General features: G+C 31.2%; 10 protein-coding genes. 6 read left to right on the top strand and 4 right to left on the bottom strand.

The annotated features are described in order from the left end of the window. Nucleotides 1-146 precede the first annotated feature (146 nt). From H0I27_RS07090 to H0I27_RS17620, 3 genes are all read left to right on the top strand, one after another. A complete protein-coding gene (locus H0I27_RS07090; protein WP_218733133.1) occupies nucleotides 147-1106 on the top strand; it encodes a Gfo/Idh/MocA family protein in 960 nt (319 codons plus the stop codon). Nucleotides 1107-1384: 278 nt separating this feature from the next. Further along, nucleotides 1385-2272: a 3-hydroxybutyryl-CoA dehydrogenase gene (locus H0I27_RS07085; RefSeq protein WP_218733132.1), complete on the top strand. Its 888-nt coding sequence runs from the start codon at nucleotides 1385-1387 to the stop codon at nucleotides 2270-2272. A gap of 33 nt (nucleotides 2273-2305) precedes the next feature. Continuing rightward, a complete protein-coding gene (locus H0I27_RS17620; RefSeq protein WP_254713154.1) occupies nucleotides 2306-2950 on the top strand; it encodes an acyloxyacyl hydrolase in 645 nt (214 codons plus the stop codon). Nucleotides 2951-3074: 124 nt separating this feature from the next. On the opposite strand, the gene H0I27_RS07075 is transcribed toward H0I27_RS17620, so the two are convergent. Continuing rightward, a complete protein-coding gene (locus H0I27_RS07075; protein ID WP_218733131.1) occupies nucleotides 3075-3548 on the bottom strand; it encodes a Dps family protein in 474 nt (157 codons plus the stop codon). A 104-nt stretch (nucleotides 3549-3652) separates the two neighbouring features. On the opposite strand from H0I27_RS07075, the gene H0I27_RS07070 reads away from it, so the two are divergent. Beyond that, the gene (locus tag H0I27_RS07070) at nucleotides 3653-4594 is read left to right on the top strand and encodes a hydrogen peroxide-inducible genes activator (protein ID WP_208888933.1); all 942 of its coding nucleotides are present in this window, start codon (nucleotides 3653-3655) and stop codon (nucleotides 4592-4594) included. Nucleotides 4595-4767: 173 nt separating this feature from the next. Here H0I27_RS07070 and H0I27_RS07065 read toward each other — a convergent pair whose 3' ends face one another. Continuing rightward, on the bottom strand, nucleotides 4768-6387 hold the full coding sequence (locus tag H0I27_RS07065) for an ABC-F family ATP-binding cassette domain-containing protein (RefSeq protein WP_218733130.1): 1620 nt from the start codon (nucleotides 6385-6387) through the stop codon (nucleotides 4768-4770). A gap of 189 nt (nucleotides 6388-6576) precedes the next feature. Here H0I27_RS07065 and H0I27_RS07060 point away from each other — a divergent pair, with 189 nt between their 5' ends. Continuing rightward, nucleotides 6577-7965 (top strand): hypothetical protein, encoded by a 1389-nt coding sequence (locus H0I27_RS07060; protein ID WP_218733129.1) that lies wholly within the window; start codon nucleotides 6577-6579, stop codon nucleotides 7963-7965. A 135-nt stretch (nucleotides 7966-8100) separates the two neighbouring features. Beyond that, complete coding sequence (locus H0I27_RS07055) at nucleotides 8101-9939, top strand: DEAD/DEAH box helicase (protein WP_218733128.1); 1839 nt, start codon at nucleotides 8101-8103, stop codon at nucleotides 9937-9939. Nucleotides 9940-10229: 290 nt separating this feature from the next. Here H0I27_RS07055 and H0I27_RS07050 read toward each other — a convergent pair whose 3' ends face one another. Continuing rightward, nucleotides 10230-11477, bottom strand: coding sequence for an aminotransferase class I/II-fold pyridoxal phosphate-dependent enzyme (locus H0I27_RS07050; protein WP_218733127.1), 1248 nt, complete (start codon nucleotides 11475-11477; stop codon nucleotides 10230-10232). Nucleotides 11478-11561: 84 nt separating this feature from the next. Then, complete coding sequence (locus tag H0I27_RS07045; RefSeq protein WP_218733126.1) at nucleotides 11562-12557, bottom strand: PLP-dependent cysteine synthase family protein; 996 nt, start codon at nucleotides 12555-12557, stop codon at nucleotides 11562-11564. Nucleotides 12558-12659: the final 102 nt, after the last annotated feature.

The following is a 12659-nucleotide window of genomic DNA, read 5'->3' as shown; positions in this document are numbered from 1 at the left end:
TCTTTGTTTTTGGCTGATTTTTAAATCAGTAAAACTAAACTAACGTCCTTATAATGAGCATCGTTGCTACAAAGCAAGTAATCTAAAATAACAACGATATTAAAAGAGTTATTTTACTTTGTTCTAAAAGACTAAAAATATAATATATGCTTAAAGTAGGAGTATTAGGTGCTGGGCACTTAGGAAAAATTCATTTACGATTATTACAACAATCAGACAAATACAACTTAGTCGGTTTTTTCGACCCTTCTAAGGAAAACGCAGCAAGTGTTGCAGAAGAATTTGGCTACACCGCTTTTGATTCTGTAGAAGCCTTAATAGATGCTGTTGAAGTTGTAGATATTGTAACACCTACTTTATCTCATTTTGATTGCGCTAAATCTGCTATTGAAAAAGGACGTCATATTTTTATTGAAAAACCTATTACTAAAACTGTTTTAGAAGCGGAAGCTTTAAAAACCTTGGCAAGTCAATTTCATGTTTTAGGACAAGTTGGACATGTAGAACGTTTTAACCCAGCCTTTACAGCCGTAAAAGACCAAATTGAAAACCCAATGTTTATTGAATGTCATCGTTTGGCAGAATTTAACCCAAGAGGTACAGATGTGCCTGTAGTGCTAGATTTAATGATTCATGATATTGATATTATTCTTTCTGTTGTAAAATCTCACGTTAAAAGTGTGCACGCAAGTGGGGTAGCTGTTATTTCTGAAACTCCAGATATTGCAAATGCAAGAATTGAATTCGAAAACGGTTGTGTCGCTAATTTAACTGCAAGTAGAATTTCTATGAAAAACATGCGTAAATCTCGCTTTTTTCAAAAGGATGCCTATATTTCTGTTAACTTTTTAAGCAAGGAATCTGAAGTTGTTAGAATGAAAGATGTTCCTGCAAACCCAGATGAATTTGCAATGATTTTACAAAATGCTGAAGGCGTTAAGAAGCAAATTTATTTCGAGAATCCTGAAGTAGAAAACAACAATGCAATTTTAGATGAATTAGAGTCATTTGCTGGTTCAATTAAAAGCAACACATCTCCTGTAGTAAGTCTAAGACAAGGAACAGAAGCATTAAAAGTTGCACAAATGATTATTGATTGTTTTTAATTTCAGAGCGATAGTCTATTATTTTATCCTATCTAAGTATGGCTTGAAATGAAAAGATTTGTTGCAGAAGTGTGCCTCTTCATTTTGGGTCTAGATTATTGATTTAAAAATAACAAGGAACCGATATTTACTTTTAAAAAGCGAATAGTTTTTTGACTAAATAATGGAGTTTATAAGTAATTGCGTTAGGGATTGAGCGGTTTGTTTGAGCTCTTTTGAGGTACGAAAAAAGCGAGTAGCGAAAGCCTGTAAAAACGCCCAAATAAAATAGAATATACATGAAAAACATAGCTATTATTGGAGCTGGAACCATGGGAAATGGAATTGCTCACACCTTTGCACAGTTTAATTATAAAGTAAGTTTAATAGACATTTCTGAAGTTTCTTTAGAAAAAGGAATGAATACCATTGCTAAAAATTTAGATAGAATGGTGGCCAAAGAAAAAATTTCTGAAGACGATAAAACCCAGACATTAAAAAATATTAGCACTTTTACATCTATTAAAGACGGCGTTAAAAATGCAGACTTAGTCGTGGAAGCTGCTACTGAAAACGCGGTTTTAAAAGAGAAGATTTTTAAAGAATTAGATGAAGTTTGTGGTGAAAACACCATTTTAGCAACCAATACTTCTTCTATTTCTATAACCCAAATTGCAGCAGCAACTAACAGAGCTGATAAGGTTATTGGAATGCATTTTATGAATCCGGTGCCAATTATGAAATTGGTGGAAATTATTAGAGGTTACAACACTTCTAATGCCGTTATGGAAACCATAGTAGCACTTTCTAAAAAGATTGGTAAAATTCCGGTGGAAGTAAATGATTACCCTGGTTTTGTTGCAAACAGAATTTTAATGCCAATGATAAATGAATCTATTGAAACTTTGTACAATAATGTTGCTGGCGTAGAAGAAATAGATACCGTAATGAAGCTTGGTATGGCACACCCAATGGGACCTTTGCAATTGGCAGATTTTATTGGTTTAGATGTTTGTTTATCTATTATGAATGTTTTATACGATGGTTTTAAAAATCCAAAATACGCTCCTTGTCCTTTATTAGTAAACATGGTAATGGCAGGGAAATTAGGTGTAAAATCTGGAGAAGGTTTTTACGATTATTCAGAAAGTAGGAAAGCAGAAAAAGTTGCAAAAATGTTTTCATAATCTCTATTTTCTAGAGCAATAATTTTCTATTAAATGCACAAAAAGCACTATCTATTTTTCTTATTCTTTATACTGATATACACTGTAAAAGCACAAGAAAATAAAAAAGGAATTCTAAACATTAAAAAGGTTGGGGTTTTATATAATACAGTAAATGCTAAAAACTTTATATTTGAAGATGAAGATTATAAATACACCTCAAACACCTTAAAGTTACAAGCTTTTTACAACTTAGGAAAATGGAGGTCTTTTGATTTTGAGTTGATTGTTCAACCGCAAATACAGGTTATAAAACATCAATTATTAAACTCCTATTTTGTATTACCTTCAGAAGAAAATTTTGAGGATAAAATAATAGAATTTACAACGCCTAAAACAATGCACTTATATGCTTTTGAATTGGGATTTGTGGTAAAGAGAGAGTTTCTTAAAAACTTAGATTTTCAGTTTACAGCAGGTTTAGGAGTTGCAACTATAGACACCAGAACAGAGCGTTTGGCAAAAGGTTTTACTTTTTTAGAAAATGCTTCTCTAGGGTTCTCTTATAAAACTACTAAAAAAACAGCTTTATATATTGGAAGTAATATAGGACACATTTCTAACCTTGATTTTCAATCTCCAAATAATGGATATACTTTTCTAGGCTTTGAAGTTGGTGTTTCTTATTTCCTAAAATAAAGATTACACTTTAAATAAAATTCCTATTAGAACTAACATTTATATTAGTTTTAATAGGAATTAAATAGTGTAGTAATAAGATACTGAAACAAGTTCTACACAACAAGTTTCTTTCTTTTATTAATTATTTACCTAACCAAGAATTTAACATCCAGATAGTTTTTTCTTGCTCTGCAATAAAATCACTCATCATAGAGTTTGTTCCTTCGTCATTTGCCTCATCTGAAGATTCTAGTATCGTTCTTTCGATTTTTAATAATTCTGAAAGTGAGTTTACAACCAACTCTACTCCTTCCACATCATTAGAAATATTTTTTCCAACAGGAACTGTTGCCAAGTTTATATAATCTGTAAAAGTATGTAATGGCTTGCCTTGTAATGTTAAAATACGTTCTGCAATCTCATCTATTTTTACTTGAGAATCTGTATAAAACTCTTCGAACTTTACATGTAATTCAAAGAAGTTTTTACCTTTTATGTTCCAGTGCAATCCCCTTAAATTCTGATAATAAATTTGAAAATTTGCTAATAAACCGTTTAATTCTCCTACTAAATTTGCAGTTTCTTTTTTATCTAATCCTAATATTGACTTGTTCATGATATTGTTTTTTTTTGGTACATCAAATTTATGAGAAATTTAACCAGATAATGCATCATTATAATTGATAGTTTTAATATCTTTATCAAAAAATTTTATACATAATGACTATTACCCAATTAAAATATGTTTTGTCTGTTGCAGAATACCAAAATTTTACGGTCGCTGCAGAGCACAGCTTTGTAACACAACCAACGCTGAGTATGCAAATTCAAAAATTGGAGGACGAATTAGGTGTTAAAATATTTAATCGATCTAAGAAACCAATTGAGCTAACTGAAGTTGGTAAAAAAATCGTAGAACAAGCAAAAGTAATTGTAGATGAAAGCAATAGAATTTTAGATATTGTTCATCAACAAAAAGGATATATAGGAGGCGAATTTAAACTGGGAATTATCCCTACAATTATGCCTACATTATTGCCAATGTTTTTACAAAACTTCACTAAAAAATACCCGAAAGTAAAGTTGATTATTGAAGAATTAACTACGGAAGAAATTATAAGAAAATTAACTGATGGACACATCGATGCAGGTCTTGCTGCGACTCCGCTAGAAAACGAAGCTATAAAAGAAAGACCTTTATATTACGAGCCTTTTGTTGGGTTGATACCACAAAACCATAGATTATCTAAAAATAAAACCATCACAGCAGAAGAGTTAGAAATGGAAGATATTTTACTTTTAGAAGATGGACATTGTTTTAAAGACAGCATCATTAATTTATGTAGCACTCGAAAAGTAGATAATAAAAAAGGATTTCAATTAGAAAGCGGAAGTTTTGACACTTTAATTAAACTATCTAAAGAAGGATTAGGAATGACCTTATTACCTTATTTACACACTTTAGACTTAAATGATGAAGATAAAAGTCATTTAAGAGAATTTACAACACCTCCTCCAGCAAGAGAAGTGAGTTTAATTTATCATAAATCTCAATTGAAAATGCAATTAATTGAAGCTCTAAAGAAAACAATAGATGGTGTTGTTAGAGGCGCAATTTCTTTTTCTGATGTCAAGATTATTAGTCCGTTACAGAAGAAATAAAAAGACACGAATTTCGCAGATATTTATGTTATCAAAGACACTCTTTTATAGCATTCAATATTCTTAAAAAATTTAATCTAAATAATAAAAAAAGACCTCACAAATTTTAAAAATTTGTGAGGTCTTTTTTTATTAAAGTATTGAATACTTCTAAAACTCGTGTCTCTTAGAAATTAAGAATACATTTTATCTCTTAATTCTTTAATTTTTGGATCTGATAAATAATCATCGAAAGTAGAGTATCTATCAATTGCACCTTTTGGCGTTAATTCAATAACTCTGTTAGCAACCGTTTGTGCAAACTCATGATCATGGGTTGTAAACAAAATCGTTCCTTTAAAATTGATCAATGAATTATTTAAAGCTTGTATCGATTCTAAATCTAAGTGATTTGTTGGCTCATCTAAAACTAATACATTTCCTCTCTTCATCATCATTCTAGAAAGCATACAACGTACTTTTTCTCCTCCAGAAAGCACATTACTTTTCTTTAAAGCTTCTTCTCCTGAAAAAATCATTTTCCCTAAGAAACCTCTTAAAAAAACCTCTTCACGTTCTTCTTCTGTTTGTGCATATTGTCTTAACCAATCTACCAAATTTAACTCTCCATCTTGGAAAAAAGAAGAATTATCTAACGGTAAGTAAGACTGTGTTGTTGTAACTCCCCAATCGAATTTACCAGCATCTGCCTTTTCATTGTCAGTAATAATTTGATAAAAAGCTGTTACTGCTCTAGAGTTTCTTGAAATTACCGCAATTTTATCACCTTTATTCAAGTTGATATGTACATCATCAAATAATTTATCTCCTTCAAAGTTTTTAGACAAACCCTCTACATTTAAAATCTGATCTCCAGCTTCTCTATCTCTATCAAAAATAATGGCAGGGTAACGTCTACTTGAAGGCTTAATTTCATCTACATTTAATTTCTCGATCATTTTTTTACGAGAAGTTGCTTGCTTAGATTTTGCCATGTTTGCAGAAAAACGACGGATAAACTCTTCCAATTCCTTTTTCTTTTCTTCTGCCTTTTTATTTTGTTGTGCTCTTTGTCTTGTAGCTAACTGGCTAGACTCATACCAAAACGTATAATTCCCAGAATAGTTATTTATTTTACCATAATCGATATCAGAAATATGCGTACAAACTGCATCTAAAAAGTGTCTATCATGCGAAACCACAATTACACAGTTGTCAAAATTTGCAATAAAGTTTTCTAACCAAGCAATGGTTTCAAAATCTAAATCATTGGTAGGCTCATCCATTATTAAAACATCTGGATTCCCAAAAAGTGCTTGTGCAATTAATACACGTACCTTTTGCTTACCATCTAAATCTTTCATTAATGTATAATGTAAATCTTCAGAAATACCTAAATTAGATAACATTGCTGCGGCATCAGAATCGGCATTCCAACCATTCATCTCTTCAAAAATTATTTGAAGCTCACCAATCTTCTCAGCATTTTCATCTGTATAATCTGCATACAAATCATCAATTTGCTTTTTAATTTTAAACAGCTCTTTGTTCCCCATTACCACTGTCTCTAAAACTGGGAATTCATCAAAGGCATAATGATCTTGCGTTAGCACAGACATTCTTTTACCTTTTTCTAAATGAACTTGACCAGAAGTTGGTTCTTGAACACCTGAAATAATTTTTAAGAAAGTGGATTTTCCTGCTCCGTTTGCACCAATAATCCCATAACAGTTTCCTGTTTGGAATTTAGTATTAACATCATCAAACAAAACTCGTTTTCCGAATTGAACAGATAAATTAGAAACTGATAACATACTCTATTATTTTTAATTTTGTGCAAAAGTACAAATTTGATTTATCTTTTACCCCTTGATTTAAAACGGTTTTCAATAAATTATAATTTGGTTTTTATGACCAATTTAAGAACTATTTTAACAATGAATTAACAACAATAGCCTAGATGAATACCTAACTTTGTTATAAAGAATAGATCCCTAGAGTAAATGATTAAAAATCTACTTCATATAATTTTATTAATTACAATTACCGCCTTTGTAGGCTGTACTTCTAATTCTAAAAAAACAGCAACTTATTTTGGTGGTAAGATTATAAACCCAAAATCTAAATATGTTGTATTATTTTCTATGGAAAAAGTAATCGATACTTTGTTCCTAAATAAAGACAATAGGTTTTTAGGGAAATTAGAAAACGCCAACGAAGGTTTGTACTATTTTGCACATGGTAATGAAAACCAATTTATCTACTTAGAACAACAAGATAGCTTAATGCTGCGTTTAAACACCTGGGATTTTGATGAATCTATTGTTTATGCTGGTAAAGGTGCAGAAAGAAATAATATTTTAATAGATTGCTTTTTACAAGAAGAAAGAGACAATAAAATGTTTTACAAATTAAATCAATTAACGCCTGATAATTTTATTAAAAAGACAGATTCTCTACTCGTGTTAAAAGATAAAACATTTAAAGAATACGCCGAGAATCATCCAGGAGAAACTAAAGGATTTAAACGCGTTTTAAATGTAGCACTTACCTACCCTATATTTTCTAGAATAGAAAGATATCCTATTGCTCACCTAAGATATAACCATAAAAAAGACTTTCATAAAGTGAACAAGTCTTTTTATAAGCATAGAGCATCTGCAGGTGTAAATAATGATTCTTTAATGTATTATCAACCTTATTCTAAATACGTTAGAAATTTTTTATATAACAGCACCTATTCTTTAGGCCATAAACCAATGACTAATGAGTATTCTTCTGACTTTACAGTAGATTTATTAAAAACAATAGACAAGAATATTACATCTGATGCTTCTAAGAATGCTTTTCTAAAACAAACAGTTATTAGTCATTTTTATAAAAAATCTAGTTGCAATGTAAATAAAGAAGCTTTTGGAACTTATTTTAAACTAAGTACAAATACTAAAGACAAAGAACATGTAAAACTATTGCTATTAGACAGTGAAGAATTACGTAAAGGACAAGAATTGGTAAATTTTACCATTACAGATTTAACGAACGGAATTTATTCTATAAAAGACATTACAAAAAACAAAAATACGTTTCTATTATTCTGGAATCCAGAGAATACAACACCAATGTATATCTCTTCTAGAATTAATTATTTAAGCAAACAATTTCCGGATGTACAATTTATTCAAATAAAAATTGACGGAAGTGCACAAGATCGAATTGAGCAATTAGATATAAAGAATCAATTTTTTATTACAGAAGAAAGTGAAGCCAATAAGTTCTTAACCAGTAAAATGACAAGATCTATTATCATTAATAAAGAAGGAATTATTACAAATGGTTTTGCTTCTATTTCTTCTAAAAAATTATATTCTGATTTAAAAAAACTAAGAGATTAGTAATTTATTTCGATAATCTAAAAATTAGTTGTACATTTGCACGATTTTTATTCTGAGTCTAACTCATTAATAATCAGGTCGAATTTATAATCGGGTTTGCAGGTGGGCGTTCTGTGAATCCAAAAAAACACAGTAATGTCAACATTTTTAGAATTAGGTTTAAAAGAACCGATTAACAGAGCATTGACGGATTTAGGTTACGAAAAACCTACCGTAATTCAGGAAAAAGCAATTCCACAAATTATTTCATCTACAGACGATTTAAAAGCATTTGCACAAACAGGTACAGGTAAAACTGCTGCTTTTAGTTTGCCAATATTAGAGCTTTTAGATACAAGCAGTAAAAACGTACAAGCAATTATTTTATCACCAACAAGAGAACTTGCAGTTCAGATTGGTAATAATATTAAAGACTTTTGTAAGTATTTACCGGATGTTAAAGTAGCTACCGTATATGGTGGTTCTAGTATGGAAGATCAAATTAGATCTTTAAAAAGAGGTGCACAAATAGTAGTTGGAACTCCAGGTAGAACTGTAGATTTAATTAACAGAAGAGCTTTAAAATTAGGAAACGTTCAATGGTTAGTCTTAGACGAAGCTGATGAAATGTTAAACATGGGTTTTAAAGACGAGTTAGATAAAGTCTTAGAAGCTACTCCAGAAACAAAACAAACCTTATTGTTTTCTGCAACTTTCCCTAGAGAGGTAGAGTCTATTGCAAAAAACTATATGACAAAACCAGTAGAAATTACTTCTGGTGAAAAAAATACAGGTTCAGATAATGTAACTCATGAGTTTTATGGAGTTACAGAAAGAACACGTTACCCAGCATTAAAAAGAATAGCAGATTTAAACCCTGATATTTATGCAATTATTTTTTGTAGAACTCGTAGAGAAACACAAGAGGTTGCAGACAATTTAATAAAAGACGGTTATAGTGCAGATGCTTTACACGGAGATTTATCTCAAGCACAAAGAGATTCTGTAATGGGTAAATTCCGTAAGAAAACAATTCAGATTTTAGTAGCTACAGATGTTGCTGCTCGTGGATTGGATGTTACTGAATTAACACACGTAATAAACCATAAATTACCAGACCAGATAGAAAACTACACACACAGAAGTGGTAGAACCGGTAGAGCTGGTAACAAAGGTATTTCTATTGTTTTAGTTAACGGTAAAGAAAAAGGGAAATTACGTCAGATTGAAAGAATCATTAAGAAGAAATTCTTAGAAGGTAAAGTTCCTTCTGGAAAAGAAATTGTTCAAAATCAATTAATGAATTTAATTGATAAGGTTCAAAATACGGAAGTAAACGAATCTGAAATGGAGGAGTTTTTACCAAATATTTATGAGAAACTAGAATCTTTAGATAGAGAAGAGTTAATCAAAAAATTTGTTTCTTTAGAATTTAATACCATGTTAAAGTATTATGAGAACTCTAAAGATTTAAACGATCTATCTTCTAGAGACAACTCTAGAGCTAGAATGGAGAATGAAAACATGACCCGTTTCTTTATCAATATTGGTAGAAAAGACAACTTAAACCCAGGTAAATTAATTGGTTTAATTAACGACCAAAATATTGGAGATAAGATTGAAATTGGTTCTATAGATATTTTAGATACTTTCTCTTTCTTTGAACTTGATAAAAATTTCGAAGACCAAACATTAGAAGCTTTTGCTAGCAACCAACCAGATTTTGACGGACGCTCTGTAAACATAGAGATTACTAAGAAAGAACGTTCTGGTGGTGGACGAAGAGGAGGTAAAAAACCTTTCGGTAAAAAAGATGGTGGTTTTGGAAGACGTAGAGGTTCTGAAGGTTCTTCTAGAGGTGGAGATTCTTCTAGTAGAGGAAGATCTGACAGACGTTCTTCTGATAGACCAGACAGAGCTAACAGAAGTTCAGGTAGTGCTTCTGGAGAGAGAAGATCTTCTGGCGGTTTTGGAAGAAAACGTAGAGAAAGCTAAATAGTACTAAACTATATATACAAACCTCATCATTTTAAAATGATGAGGTTTTTTTATGCCTATAAATTAAACATAATTTAAAAATCTCTTCATTCATAAATACTTCTCTAAATGATCGCTTAAATACAATTAATTAGTTTAACATTTTATTTATGTACCAACAAAGCATTTTCCTTAATTTCGAAGTGTATTTAAACTTTAAGAAATATAGAAGTTAAAAAGTGAAAATTATAAACACAAAAACCGAGCTATATAGCTCGGTTTTTTATAATATCTAAAGAGAAAAAAAATTACACCATAGAAGCTGCAATCTTTTTATAAGTACCGTTTTCTAACAATTCTCTAATTGCGGAAAATGCAGTAATTGTTTCGTCTATATCTTCTTGTGTATGTGTTGTAGTTGGAATTAATCTTAAAATAATTAATCCTTTTGGTATTACAGGATATACAACAATAGAACAGAAAATCCCGTGGTTTTCACGTAAATCATTTACCATAGCCATTGCTTCTGGTATATCTCCCTTTAAGAATACTGGTGTAATACATGTTTGTGTAGTTCCTAAATCGAAACCAGCATCACGTAAACCAGATTGTAAAGCATTTGTGTTTCTCCACAAAGTTTCTTTTAACTCAGGCATTGTACGCAACATATCTAAACGTTTTAATGCTCCTTTCACCATTGCCATTGGCAATGATTTAGCAAACATCTGAGAACGCATATTGTATTGTAAATACTGTATTACTTCTTTATTACCTGCAAAGAAAGCTCCTATACCTGCCATAGACTTTGCAAACGTTGCAAAATATACATCTATTTCATCTTGTACTCCTTGCTCTACTCCTGTTCCTTTACCGTCTTTACCTAAGGTACCAAAACCATGAGCATCATCTACTAAAAGTCTAAAATTATATTCTTTTTTAAAAGCAACAATTTCTTTTAAACGCCCCTGCTCTCCACGCATTCCAAAAACACCTTCAGAAATCACTAAGATTCCACCGCCTGTTTTCTCTGCCATTCTTTGAGCACGCTTAATGTTTTTCTCAAAACTTTCCATGTCGTTGTGCTTGTAAACAAAACGTTTACCAGCATGCAAACGAACACCATCTATAATACACGCATGTGTATCCATGTCATAGACAATAATATCGTTTTTAGTTACTAAAGCATCAATAGCAGACACCATACCTTGGTATCCAAAGTTTACCAAATATGCAGCATCTTTTTCAACAAATTCTGCACATTCTTTTTCTAATTGTTCATGAAATTCTGTATGTCCAGACATCATTCTAGCACCCATTGGGTAAGCCATACCATGTTCTGCAGCTGCAGCACCATCTACCTTTAAAACTTCAGGATGATTAGCCAAACCTAAATAATCGTTGATACTCCAAGTAACAACTTTCTTACCATTAAAAGACATCCTGTTAGAGATTGGTCCTTCTAACTTTGGAAAAACATAATAGCCTTCTGCTTGTTTTGCCCATTTACCTAAGGGACCTTTATCTGCTTCTATTCTTTCAAATAAATCTTTCGCCATGTGCTCTATTTTATTATTGTTATTCGAAACGCAAAGAAACTGCTTTTTTTGCAGTTAATCAAATTGCGTTTGTTTCTATTCTTTTTACAAAAAATTATTTTCTTTCATCCAATCATCGCTATAAATTTTATTCATATAACGAGATCCATGATCTGCAAAAATTAACACTACAAAACTATCTTCATTAAACATATCTTTTGCAGCATATTGTTTGGTAGCTTGCATAACAGCTCCACTTGTATATCCTGGAAAAATACCTTCTTTTCGAACAATGTTTCTAGCCTCTAAAGCAGCTTCTTTATCCGATACTTTTTCATAGATATCTATCACATCAAAATCGGTAGCCGTAGGAATTAAGTTTTTACCCAATCCTTCAATCTTATACGGACTTACTTCATTTAAATCTAGCTCTCTAGTTTCATGATATTTCTTTAATACAGAACCTATTGCATCCACTCCGAGTACTTTAATATTCGGATTTTGTTCTTTTAAATATTTACCAGAACCAGATATAGTACCTCCTGTACCACTTGCAACCACTAAATGTGTGATCTTACCTCCCGTTTGTTCCCAAATTTCTGGTCCAGTTGTTCTATAATGTGCCTCTGTATTTAGCTCATTAAAGTATTGATTTATATAAACTGAATTCTTTGTTTGTTTATGTATTGCTTTGGCAACTTCATAATAAGATCTTGGGTCTTCTGGTGCTACATTTGCAGGACAAACATGTACCTCTGCTCCCATCGATTTTAGTAAATCTATTTTATCTTTAGAAGATTTATCACTTACTGCTAATATACATTTATACCCTTTAACAATACTTATCATTGCCAAACTAAAACCAGTATTACCTGAAGTAGTTTCTACAATGGTAGCTCCCTTTTTAAGGATGCCTTTTTTCTCTGCGTTTTGTACAATGTGTAAAGCAATTCTATCTTTTGCTGAATGACCTGGATTAAAAGCTTCGAACTTTGCGTAATAGCCGCCAGGTAGATTTTTTGTAATCTTATGAAGTTTAATTAGCGGGGTTTCACCTACTAAATCTAATATTGAATTGGTAATTCCTTTGTTTCTCGTCATTCTCTCACTATTCTCAAAGTAAATGTCATTACGATTTTGCGCTACGTATTTATCTTTTATTGCTAAAAATAGCTTCGTTACGCTCGCAATGACACTTATTTG

Origin of the sequence: Polaribacter sp. HaHaR_3_91 (assembly GCF_019278525.1) — a bacterium.
In the GTDB taxonomy this organism is placed as follows: domain Bacteria; phylum Bacteroidota; class Bacteroidia; order Flavobacteriales; family Flavobacteriaceae; genus Polaribacter.
The sequence above is the reverse complement of the archived record's forward strand: the minus strand, read 5'-3'. Positions and strand labels throughout refer to the sequence as shown.